Origin of the sequence: Postechiella marina (assembly GCF_039538365.1) — a bacterium.
Taxonomy (GTDB): Bacteria; Bacteroidota; Bacteroidia; order Flavobacteriales; family Flavobacteriaceae; genus Postechiella; species Postechiella marina.
Genome location: NZ_BAABCA010000001.1, coordinates 546,466 through 563,981, shown reverse-complemented (window position 1 = coordinate 563,981; position 17,516 = coordinate 546,466). Strand labels below are relative to the sequence as shown.

General features: G+C 34.1%; 3 protein-coding genes. All 3 read left to right on the top strand.

Going from position 1 to position 17,516, the window contains the following annotated elements; all coding sequences use genetic code 11:
- The first annotated feature begins 18 nt into the window (after window positions 1–18).
- The 3 genes from ABD715_RS02245 to ABD715_RS02235 all read left to right on the top strand — a co-directional run bounded on the left by ABD715_RS02245 (window position 19) and on the right by ABD715_RS02235 (window position 17,490).
- Window positions 19–4,875, top strand: coding sequence for a choice-of-anchor L domain-containing protein (locus tag ABD715_RS02245; RefSeq protein WP_344786439.1), 4,857 nt, complete (start codon window positions 19–21; stop codon window positions 4,873–4,875).
- Window positions 4,876–5,022: 147 nt separating this feature from the next.
- Window positions 5,023–10,776 carry a T9SS type B sorting domain-containing protein gene (locus tag ABD715_RS02240; protein WP_344786438.1) on the top strand — a complete coding sequence of 1,918 codons (5,754 nt, stop codon included), beginning with the start codon at window positions 5,023–5,025 and terminating at the stop codon, window positions 10,774–10,776.
- 204 nt (window positions 10,777–10,980) lie between these two features.
- Window positions 10,981–17,490 carry a choice-of-anchor L domain-containing protein gene (locus tag ABD715_RS02235; protein ID WP_344786437.1) on the top strand — a complete coding sequence of 2,170 codons (6,510 nt, stop codon included), beginning with the start codon at window positions 10,981–10,983 and terminating at the stop codon, window positions 17,488–17,490.
- Window positions 17,491–17,516 lie beyond the last annotated feature (26 nt).

Below are 17,516 nucleotides of genomic sequence, written 5' to 3'. Positions count from 1 at the left end.
TTACCCAAATATAGCAAAGTGAAAAAACACCTACATTTATATTTACTATTACTTGCATTAATTTGCTACTCGCAATTAGCTTTTTCTCAGCAAATAAACATAAACGATAACGTTACTATACAGCAACTTATTGAAGATAATTTAGTTGAAGGTTGTGTAGAAATATCCAATGTAACATCTACTATTAATGGAACCGCTAGCGGATTTTCAAGTTATGCAGAATTTGAAAGAGCAGGCTCTAATTTCCCTTTTCAAAACGGAATTATGCTATCTACAGGTAATGCAGAGTCTGGAGGTAACACACAAAACAACAATGTATTAAGTGAAGGTTCTGCTAGTTGGGGAGCAGATGCTGATTTAGAAAATGCTCTAGGCATAACTAACACATTAAATGCAACATCTATAGAGTTTGATTTTATTTCTATCTCAAATCAAGTTAGCTTTAATTATTTATTTGCATCCGAAGAATACTCAGGTGTATTTCCTTGCCAAGTTGCAGACGGGTTTGCTTTCCTTATAAAAGAAACTGGAAGCCCTGCGCCTTATCAAAACATAGCTTTAATTCCAGGAACAACTACTCCTGTAAACATTGGTACCATTCACGAAGAGGTTGTTGGTGTTTGTGATGCTGCTAACGATCAATATTTTGATGGTTATAATGTTGGAGACACTAACTACAACGGAAGAACAACCGTTTTAACAGCCTCTGCGCCTATTACACCATATGTACAATACCATATTAAATTAGTAATTGCAGATCAAGGAGATAGAACATGGGACTCTGCTGTTTTTATTGAAGGTGATAGTTTTAAAATTTTAGACTTAGGAGAAGACATTACAACCTGTGCTACTTCGGTTACTCTAGACGCTAACATAAATAACCCAACATCTACTTACCAGTGGTTTTTTAACAACTCTACTACGCCAATAAGTGGAGAAACAAACCCTACAATTGATGTCTCTCAAACAGGAACGTATCGAGTAGAAATAACTAATCAATTAAATAACAGTTCAAATTGTATAGAAGAAGACGAAATTATTGTTACGCTTAGTAGCGAAGAAAACATAACTGCTATTAGCGATTATGTGCAATGCGATGATTTAAGTGGAGACCAAACAGAAACCTTTGACCTTACTACAAAAGACACCGAATTGGCAGGCGTAATTCCATTTACAAATTACGCGTTATCTTATCATAATTCAGATACAGAAGCAAGAAATAATACAGGAGAAATAACCGCACCTATATCAAACACACAAAATCCGCAATCGGTATTCGTCCGTGTAGAAGATTTAGATTCTGGATGCTTTGCATATACAAGTTTCAATTTAGTGGTAAATATAATTCCGAATATTACAGATCCAACTAATTTATCTGAATGTGATTCAGACACACTTCCTGACCAACAAACTAGTATAGATTTAACTCAAAAAAACGATGAAATAACTGGAGGAATAGCAGACTACCTTGTATCTTATCATTATAACTCCCTAGACGCAACTACTGGAGACAACCCCATTCCAGACCCAACATCTTACACAAATACAAACCCTACAGAAGAGCTTCATATTAGAGTTGTAAATACTCAAACAGGATGTTTTAACACATCTACCTTAACTATAGAGGTTACAACAAGCCCTATAGTTAACAGAGAAACAGAATACTTAGATGCATGCGATAGCGACCATGATGGCACTGCAAATTTTAATTTAACCGAGGCTATTCCTAACATTTTAAACGGATTAACAGATCCTGTAACCATAACATTTCACGATAGTTTTGATGATGCCAATAATGACGAAAACCCAATTGCTAACGAAACAGATTATCAAAATATAACGCCAGATGTGCAAATTATTTTTGTTAGAATTGAAGATGACAATACGGGCTGTGCAACTATTACATTTCTAGAAATTCATACAAACTTATTAATTACTGGAACAGACACAGGAGATTTCGCTTTGTGTGATGACGAGACTAATGATGGTATCGTTGTTTTTAACCTTGCGGTTATAGAAACTCAAATTGCTAACGACTTAGATAATATTGTTGTAGACTTTTACGAAACAGAAGACGATTTAAATAACAGTAACAACGCTTTAGCTAAAGGAACACCATATCCTGCCTCAAACCCAACAACATTATACATACGCATAGGCAATGGTATTTGTTCTGAAGTAGAAGAAATAAACTTAGTAGTAAACCCTGTTTTAGTTTTTAATGCCATAGAGCCTACAGAGTATTGTGACGACGACGACGACGGAATTATAAGTATAGAGTTAGCAACATTCGACGAATTAATTACCGGAGGAAACACAGATTTTGTTGTACGCTACTATCCAACCGAAGATGATGCCGAATTTAATACCAACCAATTACCTCTGTTTTACGAAAACACAAACACTATTGAAACCATTTATACCAGAATTGAAAACGAAGACACAGGATGTACCACAATAAATTCTTTTGAAATAGAAATAGTACCAGCTCCAACAATTACAGAACCATCGCCTTTTTTAATATGTGATGATGACGATGATGGTTTATACCTTATTAATTTAGAAGATAAAATATCAGAAATTGTACCGAGCACATCTGGCTTGTCAATCGATTTTTTTACAGATAGCGATAATGCCAATACAAATACAAATCCTATTTCTTTAACCGACAGGGTAAATTATACGGCCAATACTCAAACCGTATATGTTAGAGTAGAAAACAATACTTCTGGTTGTTACGATATAGCTACTTTAGATATTTATGTTAATACTTTACCTATAATTGGCACGATAAGTAATTTTCAATCCTGTGAAGATGATGGAGACAACAGAGCAGATTTTTTATTCTCTGATAAAGATGCCGATATCTTAAATGGACAAGCTGGTAAAGAGGTGCTTTATTTTGAAGATAGTTCTAGAACTGTACTAATCGATAAAAACACATCATATACCAATATTTCTAGTCCGCAAGAAATCTATATTAGAGTTCAAAACATTACAGACTCAAATTGTTTTGAAGACACTTCGTTTACAATAGAAGTTGGTGCAAACCCTGTTTACACAGCTCCTACCCCATTTTTAGAGTGTGATGATTCTAGTAACGATGAACTAGGAACCTTCGATTTAAATGAAAAGATTACAGAAATAAACCAAAACGGAACACAGAATAACACCGTTACATTTCATTTAAATTTAACAGATGCCGAAGAAAACAATAACCCACAACCACTTCTGTTTAACAACACAGTTAACCCACAACAACTTTATGCAAGAATAGAAAGCAATAGCTCGCAATGTGTAGTAATTGAAGGTTTTGGTATAAATGTTATTGCATCTCCAAATTTATCAGATGCAGAACCTTTAATTCTTTGTGATACAGATTATGATGGACAAACTACTTTTAATTTAGAAAATGCTGTTTACGATAATTATGATAGAATTCAAACTGGTGTAGAAGTACATTACTTTGAAAACGAAATAAACACAAACGATAATAACTTAAGTATAACAAACCCTACCGCATATATTTCTAGCACTAAAACAGTGTTTATAAAAGTAACCAATACAGCTACAACATGTTTTACGGTTATTCCTCTAGAATTAATTGTAAATCCGCCACCTACAATCAATCCTATTGGAACCATAGAAATTTGTGATAACGACACAGATACTTATGATTTATTACAAGTAAACAACTTAATTGTTAACACCCCTAGCGCTGTAAACATTTCATATTACAGCAGTCAAAACGATGCTACAAATAATACTAATCCAATAACTCAAACGACATTTAATTACACAGCAAGTAACCATACTTTTTATGTCAGAATTGAAAACCCAATTACAGGCTGCTTAATAACAAGCTCTTTTATACTTCAAATAAACGAAAACCCTATTGCTAACACGCCTCCAGATATAGTTGAATGTGATGATGATTTTGATGGTTTTTTCGAGTTTGATTTATCTCAAAACGACAATAACATAATAGGAAGTCAAAACGCTGCAATACATGCTGTATATTATTACAATAGCGATATAGCTAATGCACAAAATAATACCAATCGCTTAAATAATTTGCATAGCGCAACAGACGGAGAAGTTATTTATGCACGCATAGTAAACACAAATACAGGCTGCTACGATGTTACACAATTCACTTTAACAGTAAACCCCTTACCTGTAATACCTATTGATGATATAGAGCCATTATGTATAAACGACTTACCAATGACAATAAGTGCTAATACAGGAGATATTAGCGATACATACCTTTGGGATAATGGTCAAACTACTGCCGAAGTAGAGTTTGATGTTCCAGATTTAGGAGATCACTGGGTACGTGTTACTAAAACTACAGGCTGTTCGTTTACTAAAAACTTTACCTTAATAGAATCTGAAGTAGCAAATATTAACTTTACAACAACGGTAGATTTTACAGACCCAAATAGCATTACTGTAGATGTTAGTGGCGCTGGAGATTATGTTTATATTTTAGATGATGGCGAACACCAAGAATCTAATATATTCGAGAACGTTACTTTTGGTATGCACACGGTTACAGTTAGAGATTTAAACGGGTGTATGGATATATCGAGAGTTGTAACCGTTTTTGATGTTCCTAAATTTGTAACACCAAATAACGATGGAGATTTCGATACTTGGCATATTATTGGCATAGAGCAATTACCAGGTACTGTTGTTAATATTTTTAATAGACATGGTAAATTATTAAAAAGTTTACCACATACTGCTTTAGGTTGGGATGGTACTTTTAATGGAGCCAATATGCCTTCAGACGATTATTGGTTTTCTGCAGATGTAATTCAAGATGGAGAGACTTTTAACATTAAAGGTCATTTTGCATTAAAACGATAAAACAGAACTAATAATCAGCAATTTCGCTCCTTTTATCTTAAATAATTAAACCTTTTATAATTTTAGCGGTCAAATATAATTAAATGTGCTAAATTAGTTATTGGCACAATTTTAATTGTATAATAACCAACATTATTTAAGTTTTAAATGCTTACCAACTACTATAAAAACCACCTCTTAATATTACTTTTTTTAATTTTAGGATTTAAAGGCTTCTCGCAACTAAGTAAAACACATTATATACCACCATTAACAAGCTCGGCCTTTGGTAACGCCAACCCCGAAAATCAATACATATACCTATCTACACCAAGTAACAAAGATGTATCGTATACTATAATTCCAGTTGGCCAGCCTGCAGCAAGTTATATTACAGGTGTGGTATCCAACCTCAATCCACGCGAAGTCTATATAGGCAATGGCAATGGGCAGTTATTTATAGCATCAACAGCATCAAGTAGAGTTGTTAGCAACCAAGGCTATATTATAGAAGCAGATGATGTTGTTTATGTATCTATAAGAATGGAAGCTGGAGGAGCACAAGCTGGCGCGCTTGTAAGCAAAGGTGTTTCTGCATTAGATACTACTTTTAGAATAGGCACATACACAAATGCAAACCCGCAAGACAATTATTTAAGCTTTGTGTCTGTAATGGCAACAGAAGACGATACCGAAGTTACATTTAGTAATTTACCTACAGGCTTAGTTATAAAAAACTATTCTGGTACAACTCCAATTACCATTACTTTAAACAAAGGAGATAGTTACACAATTGCCACAAATAGTTTCGAGCAAACCACAACCAACAGAGATGGATTAATAGGTGCACTTGTTACATCTACTAAAAATATAGTAGTTAACTGTGGTTCTGCAAATGGTAGTTTTGGCACAGGTAGCGGTAGGGACTATGGTATAGATCAAATTGCTGGTTTATCAAAAATTGGAAAAGAATATATTTTTGTAAAAGGCGTAGGTAATAACGACTGGGAGAACGTCTTAATTGTAGCTCATACAGATAATACTTCTATATTTATAAATGGCAGTGCAACCGCTATTGCAACAATAAATGCAGGAGAATATTATGCCATTCAAGGCAGTAGCTATAATGCAAATGGAAATATGTATGTAGAAACGTCTCAAGATGTTTTTGCCTATCAAGGTATTGGTGGTTTAGGAAATAACGGATCGCCAAGCGAAGCCAACCAAGGTATGTTTTTTGTACCACCTTTAAGTTGCGAAGCTAGAGGCAATATAGATAATATTGCAAATATTGAAGATATTGGTAACACAAACTACTCTGGCGGTATCACTATTGTAACCAAGGTTGGCGCCACTGTAACGGTAAATAACGAAACTCAAAATTTTCCTATTGGTAGTGCTAATGCAGTATCTGGAAAACCAGACTACGTAACATACAAACTTACAAACCTTTTTGGTAATGTTTCTGTACAAAGTAGCGACGAGCTATATTGTGCCTACTTTAATTATAATGGCTCTGCTACTTCTGGTAGTTTTTATTCAGGCTTTCCATCGCCACCAGAAATTAATTTTGATGCCCAATTTGTTACCTTAGGAAACTGTATTCCTAACGTAACACTATCTGCTGCAAATACTGCAAGTTTCGATAATTATGAATGGTGGTACGACGACGGAACAGGATATGTAACCACTGGTATTAGCACGCCAGATATTACGCCAACAGTGCCAGGAAAATATAAATTAATAGGAGAAATAGTATGTTCTGGATTAATTTTAGAATCTGTAGAAGTACCTGTAAGTATTTGTCCAGACGACAAAGATAATGATGGTATTATAGATAATATAGATATAGATAATGATAATGATGGCATATTAAACTGCACCGAATCTAAAGGAGATGTTGTTTTAGACCTTTCTAACACAAGACCTCCAATACTTAGATTTCAAGATGGGTCTATTAATTCTTCTATAGCCACTAATAACATATCTTCTAGTCGTTTAAGCACCGGTACTAACCAATTAAGACTAACAGGAACAGGTAATTTTACTAGCGAAATACCGCAAGATAGTAATGCAGAAAACAACTACACTATTTCGTTTTCAGAACCTATTAACATGAAGTTTATAGAAGACATAGCTGTTACGCACGCATCTGTTAATGGTGAATTTTTTATTGCTAAAATTTTGCCTTCAAATAAAAACATAACATTAGTAGATCCTGATGATAGATTACTTGTAGATACTAATTTTGATGGTGTTTTCGAAACAGGAATTACAATAACTTCTGGTTCAGAAATTCATTTTAAAATAAATCCATCACCTACCGGTTCGACTCCGTATCAATTTTTGGCAAATCAAGTCGATTCATTTTCTTTTATTCACAAACTATCTAACACCACAGGCACCTCAATTTTTAACGGTATCCTGTCTTTAACTTGCTTTAAAAATGATAACGATGGCGATGGTATTAAAGATGATTTAGATTTAGACAGCGACAATGATGGTATTCCAGATTATATAGAAGGCACAGGTGCTCTAATACTTTTATCTGGAATTGACTCCGATTTAAATGGTCTTGACGATGCATATAATAACATCCCATCTGCTATTGACTCTGACAGTGATGGTATACCCGATTTTTATGACTTAGATAGCGATAATGATGGTGTCTACGATTTATTAGAATCTGGTGGTTATGGTTCTCACCTATCCGACACCGATGTTAATGGCATTGTAGATTGGATGGGGCCAACAGATTTAAATGGCTTAGTAGACTCTGCAGAAACTGCTCCAGATAGCGGAAGTTTAGATTATATTATTAGCGATATTAATGCCAATAGTATTTTTGATTATTTAGATTATGATAGTGATGGCGATGGCTGTAACGATGTTATTGAGGCTGGATTTACTGATCCAGATAGCGACAATATTATAGGTAATAGCCCTGTTACTGTAGATGCTAATGGGTTAGTTACAAGCTCATCAAACGGATATACATTACCAGATCCAAATTACTCTACAGCAGCACCTATAACTATTACTACAGAACCAATTGACACAGAAGTATGCGAGTATTCTAACACAACAATATCTATTAGCCTTGCTACTATAGACTTTATTCAATGGGAAGTTAGCACAGATGGTACAAACTGGAACTCCATTACAGATGATGCTTTATACAGTGGTGCACAAACTGCAGATTTAAATATTACATCTGCTCCTACTACAATAAACAATTACCAATACAGAGCCTTATTAAATAGAAATGGAAACAGTTGTAATTTCTATTCAGACGAAATAACTTTAACCGTAAGCAAATTACCTATTGCAAATACCGCTCCTACTATGCAACTATGCGATAGCGACAATAACGGTACCGCATCTTTTAACTTAATATTACAAAACGACGATATTAGTACTGCTTTTGGACAAACAATAACATACCACGCTACACAAGCCGATGCTAATGCTGGCACACCAATAATTACAAGTCCTTTTGAGAGTGGAAATACAACCATTTATGCACGTGTAGAAAATGATGCGAATACAGCATGTTATGCTACTTCTAGTTTTAATATAGAAGTTTATGAAACACCAGTACCTTTAACTCCTCCAAATGTAACACCTATTCAAGAATGTGACAATACATCTGTAGGTACAGACACCGATGGTTATATTATTTTCGATTTAACACAGCGTGAAACAGAAATACTTAATGGGCAAAGCGCTACAGATTTTGCACTAACCTATTATACAGATGCTAGCAGACAACCTGACAACCAAATAACAACACCTTCTGCTTTTACAAATACAACTGCAGGTGGTCAAACTATTTATGTTAGAGAAACAAATAGCCTATTAGATATGTGCTATGCAGATACCGCTTTCGATATCGAAGTATACCAACTACCACAAGTTAGTAATCCTAATATTTATACGCAATGTGATGACGATTCTAATGATGGACAAGCTTTTTTCAATTTAACTTTAAATAGAATTAAAGAAGAAATTAATCCTAATTACAGTGCTGAGGGGTATACTTTTACTTATTATGATGACCAAAACGAAGCCAATACAAATGGCACAACAATACCAGACCCAGCAAACTACCAAGATGGTTTGGGCTTTACTACCGAGACCGTATGGATACGTGTAGAAAATCCGAATGGATGCGCTAGAATTGTTCCGCTTTCTTTAGCTGTTAGTCCATCTAGTGCTGCTTTAGGAACTTACACCCCAAATTCAATTTATCAATGTGATGATGGTACAGATGTTAGAGATGGTATATCTACCTTCGATATGTCCAACCTTGCTACGCATATCTCTAACGTTATTTTCCCAACCTTTACGGTAAGCGTTCATTTTTACGAAAGTCAAATTGATGCCGAGTTAGAAACAAACGAAATACCAGATATTAGCAACCATCAAAACACAAATTCTCCAAATATGCAAACCATTTGGGTACGCGTAAAAAGCGATTTAGGTAACAATTGCCTAGGCTTAGAAGAGTTTACAGATTTATTGATTGTAGAATCGTTACCAACAGCAAACCCTGTAAGTTTTACTAGAGTTTGCGATTACGATACAAACGATAGTGTATTATCGTATCCATTTGACACATCGCAACTAGAAGCCAATATTTTAAACGGACAAAACCCTAATAATGTTACCATTACCTATTTCGACGCCACCGATTCTCCGCTGTTATATTCAGATGGTACTCGAGTAACAAGCCCTATCCAGTCTACATTTTTAACAGAAAATCAAACCATAACGGTTGTTGTAACCAACAATACGACCTCAGATCCTGATGGTGCATGTTCAGACACTACAACTATAGATTTTATTGTAGATGAACAACCTGTTGCAAACCCCGTAACTATTGCTCCTGTATGCGATGGTAGCGCAGGAGACATAGACGACGATGGTTTATACCCATTCGATTTATCTGCAGTACAAAACACCGTTTTAGGAGCCCAAACAGGCATGGAAATTTATTTTAGCTATATTGATGAATTAGGAACAGCAATAACCAATGCTACAACATTACCTACCACACTAATATCAAGCAACCAAACCATTGCTATAGAAGTTATAAACCCAACAAATAATACCTGTACAGCAAATACAAATATAGATTTAATAGTAAACCCTCTCCCAAACTTTAGTGTAGAATCTCCTAGAATTGTTTGCTCGTCAGATCCTACTTTTTCTATAGATTTAGATGTTACTAAAGCTAGTGTTATAGATAGTTTTGATTACGAATGGAGATGGACAAGCACAGATGGTACTATTACTAATGAGTTTATTTCGAACGACGAATCCATTACCGTATCTACACCAGGAACATATGCTGTAACACTAACAAAAACAGATGGTACTGGCTGTTCTAGAACTAGAACCATTACTGTTGATGCATCAGAAAGAGCGACAATTACCAATAACGATGTTAGCATTGTAGACCTCTCTAAAAACAATTCAGTTACCATAAACACTACTAATTTAGGGTCTGGAAATTACGAGTTTGCTTTAAGAGAAGAAGGCTCGCCTTTTATAAATTATCAAAGCGATCCAGTTTTCGAAAATGTTAGAGCTGGTTTTTACACCATTTACATAAATGATGAAATTTGCGGATCTACAACACTTGATATTTCTGTAATTGGACATGCCAAATATTTTACTCCTAACGGAGATGGCCAAAATGATTATTGGAAAATAAAAGGAATTGGTGCCAATATACAGCCCAATAGCAATATTATTATTTACAATAGATATGGTAAACTATTAAAACAAATAAGTCCGCTTTCACCAGGTTGGGATGGAAACTTTAATGGCGCTCCAATGCCTGCAGACGATTATTGGTTTAGAGTTTTATTACAAGATGGTAGAGAGTTTATGGGACATTTTACCTTAAAGAGATAGCTTTAACCATCTAATAATCTATTTATTAAGTATTAATTTTAAAAATATTTGGTAGTATATCCAAAAATTTTAACATATAAGCGAATATGTTAAATATACCTACTTATAGGTATGGCTTTGTGTCTATATAATATATAAATTTACAATAGCTATTAACCAATTATTTGCAACTAACTAGGCAAATTATACAAAACCACTCCTAGCATGAAGCCTATTTTTTCGCTAGCTTTTTTTCTGTATTTATTATTTACATATAAAGCAGAAGCCCAACAAATTACCACAGATAGCTCTATATCTTTAGAGCAACTTATTTTAAATAACCTAGCAGAAGGATGTGTAGAAATAACTAACATATCCTCTACTGTAAACGGACAATCTAGTAGTTTAGAAAGTTATGGCTACTTTGAAAAAGCATCATCTAATTTTCCTTTTAAAAACGGAATAGTACTATCTACTGGTAGCGTAAATGCTGCTGGTAACACAGCAAACACTGCAATTTTAGCAGAAGGAGATGATGGTTGGGGAACAGATAACGATTTAGAAACTGCTCTTGGCATTAGTAACACGTTAAATGCAACATCCATTGAGTTCGATTTTGTATCCTTTTCAAATCAAGTACAATTTAATTATCTATTGGCTTCCGAAGAATATTATGAAGACAACCCATGTAACTATTCAGACGGATTCGCTTTTTTAATAAAAGAAGCAGGCTCCACAGATCCATATACCAACATTGCTCTAATTCCAGGAACAAACACACCTGTAAACACAAAAACTATACACCAAAATATTGTAGGTTTCTGTGCAGCACAAAACGAAGCATATTTTGATGGTTTTGGTTCTGGAGACACCAATTTTAATGGAAGAACTACTGTACTAACAGCCAATACAAGTATTACGCCTAATGTAAAATATCATATTAAATTAGTAATTGCAGATCAAACCGATTACAAATTCGATTCTGCTGTATTTATAGAAGGTAACAGCTTTAATGCTACTGTAGATTTAGGTCCAGATCTTTCTACATGTGCCAATACGGTAGATTTAAATGGCGATATAAATAATAACCTCGCAACATACGCTTGGTATTTAAACGATAATTTAATTGTAGGCGAAAAAGAGGCTACATATACAGCCTTAACATCTGGAGTATATAAAGTTGAAATAACACTGCAAGTAAATGAGTCGTCGTGTATTATAGAAGATGAAATAGAAGTAACTCTAAATGGCGAACAAATTTCTGGTGATATTTCTGATTTTATTCTATGTGACGATAGCAGTAACGATGGATTCGAAAGCTTTAACTTAGATCTAAAATATTACGAAATACTTTACTCTGTACCTTCAGGAACATACAATATAACCTATCATAAATCTGAAGATGATGCCAAAAACAACAGCAATTCAATTACATCAAACTTTACTAACACAAGCAATCCGCAAATAATATATGTAAGAATAGAAGATACAGTTAACGGTTGTTTAGCCTATCCTACATTTAATTTAGTTGTAAACGAATCGCCTAAAATTAATAAACCAGCTCCTTTAATTGTTTGCGACGATCAAGAAAACGATGGTTTTACCGTTATAGATTTATGGCAGGCAAACGACGAAATAACTGGCGGAGATAATAGCCTGCAGGTTACTTACCATTACACACAAGAAGATGCAGATTCTGGATGGTACCAAATATACGCACCATACACAAACGTAAACCTAACAGATACACTTTATGTTAGAGTTTATAATTCTTTTACAGGTTGCTACGCTACAACCACAATGGATGTTACTGTACAAGAAAACCCAGCAATAGACAAGAGTAGACATTGGATTAATAAATGTGTAGAAGATGAAGATGGCATTGAAACATTCGACCTTACTACCGTAATACCTAGCGTACTAGAAGGTGTTACCAATGCAACAACAACATTCCATATAACCGAAGAAGATGCATTGGCAGGCGAAAATGAAATTGCAAACCAAACAAATTACAATAACATTACACCATATTTCCAGTTAGTATATATTCGTGTAGAAGATGATACTACAGGCTGCTTTTCTATCTCTACCGTAGAGCTACAAACCAATTTAGTACTTTACGGTATTAACTACCAAGATTATGTAATTTGTGATGATTACTCGGATGATGGACAAGAATACTTTAATTTACTAGATGTAGAAAAAGATATAAAACTAGATTATGGTGATTTAGATATTGTATTTTACGAATCTCAAGACGATTTAGACAATCAAACCAACCCCATAAATAAAAACACACCTTATTTAGTAACCTCTAGTCTTGCTACTTTATACACAAGAGTTGTGGACGATGTATGTGTTGTCGATTTTTTAGTCGATTTAATTATAAAACCTGCTTTGGTTTTACCCGAAATAGATAGCGTAGATTATTGCGATACAGACACCGATGGTTACACCTCTATTCTATTAGAAACTTTTAGTAGAGATTTAACCAAAGGCATATCGCCTGTGAGTATAAATTATTATTTAACCGAAGTTGATGCTCTTAACGACGAGAACAGACTAGGCGATACCTTTTATAATTGGGTAAACCCACAACAAATATTTATAAGAGTATCTAATACGCAAAGCGGCTGTGTAGTTGTAAAACCTATAGATATTAATATAATTACTGCTCCTGTTGTAGGGTACCCAGATAATATTATTATTTGTGATGACGATCAAGACGAACGATATGTTGTAGATGTAACAGCTAGTTTACCTCAAGTGGTTGCAAATACTACAGACTTAGATATTACTTATTATGACGATTATTGGAATGCTGTTGCTGGCGAAAACCCTATGGACAACCCTACAGCTTACGAAGCTGTAAACGGACAATACCTTTACTTTAGAGTGCAAAGTAAAACCACTTCTTGTTATAATATATCGTGGGTATATGTAAATATAAATACACTACCCATTTTTGAAGATATTAGCATTTTTGAAAACTGTGAATCTGATGCTAATGATGAAGCAGATTTTTATTTTTATCTAAAAGATCCAGATGTTTTAAATGGACAGTATGGCAAAGATGTACTTTATTTTGAAACTGCTCAAGATGCTATTGACAGAACCAATATTATCGATAAATACAATGCTTATAAAAATACTTCTAATCCGCAAACCATATATGTTAGAGTAGAAAGTTACACAGACCAAGAGTGTTTTGGCACCTCATCTTTTGAACTTGAAGTAGGCTCTGTTCCGCTTTTTAACGAGCCCGAAGATATACCAGTATGCGACGATATTTCTAACGATGGCTCAGAAACCTTCGATTTAAATCCAACCATAGATTTTATAAAACAAGGAATAGCAGATAACTTAACTGTTACGCTTCATACCAGTAGTTACGATGCAGAGTATGGTTATAATCCTATAGATCCAATTTTTACGAATTCTTACAATCCGCAATCCATTTATGTTCGCATTACTAACGGAACCTACTGCCACGGAATAACAGATTTTACGCTAAGTGTTATACAAGTACCAAACACCACAACGCCATCGCCTTTGGTTGTATGCGACTCAAATTATGACGGATTAACAACATTTGATTTAACATTATCTGAATTGGAAATTTTAGATTTAAGGCAAAACAATCTTGTAATAACCTATCACTCTACAGAAGAAGGTGTAGATTTGAATACAGATATTATTACAGACCCAGAAAATTATACCAATACAAACAACCCAGAAACAGTATACATTAAAATTAATAACACCATTTCTAACTGTTCTGTAAGTCTTCCTATTAATTTAGAAGTCGATATTCCTCCGGCAATAAATGATTTTCAAGAACACGAAATTTGCGATAATTCTTCAAATTATTTTAACCTAAACGATATAAGCACTAAGCTAATAAATAACGACCCAGATGCTGTTATAACCTACCATACAAGTAATACTGAAGCAGAAAATGGTACAAATGCCTTCAATATCGATTATACCTATAATACAACAAACGACATTATTTACGCCAGAGTAGAATCGGCAACTAGAGGATGCCACTATGTATATCCTTTTCAACTTATTGTTAGTCCGGTACCTGTAGCGCATCAACCCAGCGACATGGAAACCTGTGACGATGCTAGTGCAGATACTTTCGAGACTTTTAATTTAAGAACACAAGACAATGCTGTTTATGGTAACCAAAACCCTAACGATTTTACCATAACATACCACGATAACAACAATGCAGCTCTAAATGGTGAGTCTGCATTAAGCGACAATTATAATGCCCAAAACGGACAAATTATATATATTAGAATAGAAAATAACGTAACTGGATGTTTTGATACCACACAGTTTAATACTATTGTTCACGATTACCCAAACCAAGTTACTCCATTAGTACAATGTGATATAGATTATGATGAAACTGTTGTTTTCAATATATCAGAAAACGAATCAAACTTATTTGCTACCGCATCAAGCAACATAACTATTTCTTATTTTGACGATTTTTCTTTGATAGACGATGATGCTTCAGCTATTACAGACCCAGCAAACTACACTAACAAAAATAACCCTCAAACTATTTATATTAAAGCTTATAACATATCTGCAGACTGTTATAATGTTATAGAACAAGAATTAAATGTTACATCGCCACCAGTAATAAATCAATTTGAAACTCACGAAATTTGTGATAATTATGCTAGCTATTTCGACCTCAACATTATAAACAATATTATTGTTACTAACAATAGTGATGCTGTAATTACCTATTACACAAATAAAGCAGATGCCGAAGCCTATACTAACCCCATAAGCACAGATTATACATATAGTACAATAAAAGATACTATTTATATTAGAATAGAATCGGTTGCAAGAGGTTGCCATTACGTCTATCCGTTTCAATTAATTGTAACGCCTTTACCCACAGCAAACCAACCAAGCAACATGGAAGCTTGCGACGATGAAAGTGCAGATAAATTTGAAGTTTTTAACCTAAAAATGCAAGACAATAGCATTTACGGAAACCAAAATCCTAATAATTTTACAATTACGTATTACGATAGTAATAACGCAGCCATAAATAAAACCTCGGCTTTACCAGATAATTATAACGCCCAAAACCAACAAAACATTTTTGCACGTATAGAAAACAATAATACAGGGTGCTATAGTATAACACAGTTTACAACTATTGTACACGACTACCCTAACCAAGTAAACACAATCGTGCAGTGCGATATGGATTATGATGAAACTGTTGTTTTTAATATATCTAAAAATGAAAGCGATTTACTCGCTACAGCATCTGCTAATATTATAATATCTTATTTTGACGATTTCTCGTTACTAGATAATGATGCTTCGGCTATTTCAAACCCAAAAAATTACACAAACAAAAGTAACCCACAAACCATTTACATTAAAGTTTTTAATACCTCTGCAAACTGCTATAATGTGGTAGAACAAGAATTAAAGGTAACATCGCCACCAGCAATAAATCAATTTGAAACTCACGAAATTTGCGATAACCCAACACGTTATTTCAACTTAAACGAAATTAATACTATAATTGTAAATAACGATGCTGATGCCCTTATTACCTACTATGCAAACGCTGCCAATGCCGAGTTAGGCACAGATGCTATTAGTACAGATTACACATATACATCTTATAACGATACTATATATATAAGAATAGAATCGGCATCAAGAGGATGCCATTATGTTTATCCATTTCAACTTATAGTTAACCCATTACCTATAGCTAATAAACCAAGCGATATAGAAGCGTGCGATACCGATTATGATAATATTTACGGGTTCGATTTTAGCCAACAAAACAGCATTATATTAGGCAACCAAAACCCTACAGATTTTAATTTTAGCTATTATTTAACAGAAGAAGACGCTATAGCCAAAACCAACATTTTGGCCAACATACACCAAGTAGATGCTGAAAGTATGATTTATGCCAGAATAGAAAATATAAAAACAGGGTGTTTTAGTACAACAAATTTTATGGCTACTGTAAGACGCAAACCAATAAATACTGTGGAAAACCAAGTTATTTGTTTAGAAAACTTTCCGTTAGTAGTTAATGCCGAAACAGGTTTTGCAAACGACACTTATTTATGGTTACCCAATGGAGAAACCACTGCAAGTATAGAAATTACAGAAATAGGCACATATAGTCTTACCATTACATCTGCTTATGGTTGCCAAACAACAAATACATTTAATGTAATAGAGTCTGAACAAGCAAACATTGAGATTACCGAAACTGTAGATTTTTCAGACCCCAACAACATTACAATAACCGTTAGTGGTATTGGTGATTATTATTACCAATTAGATGAAGACGAGCCACAACGCTCAAACTTTTTTCAAAACGTTGGTATTGGTCCGCACCTTATTACAGTAATAGATGCTAATGGATGTTTATCTATTTCTAAAGAAGTCATGGTAATAGATGTACCAAAATTTGTTACTCCAAATGGAGATGGCCAATTTGATACTTGGCACATAACAGGTGTTAATCAATTAATTGGTACAATAATTTACATTTACAGCAGACAAGGTAAACTACTAAAAACATTACCACATACCTCTTCTGGATGGGATGGAACTTATAATGGTGTTAAGATGCCAACAGACGATTATTGGTATCTTGCTCATGTTTTTTATAAGGGTAAAGAATTTGAACTAAAAGGACACTTTACTTTAAAGCGATAACACACAAATTTTGTTTAATTTTGCTA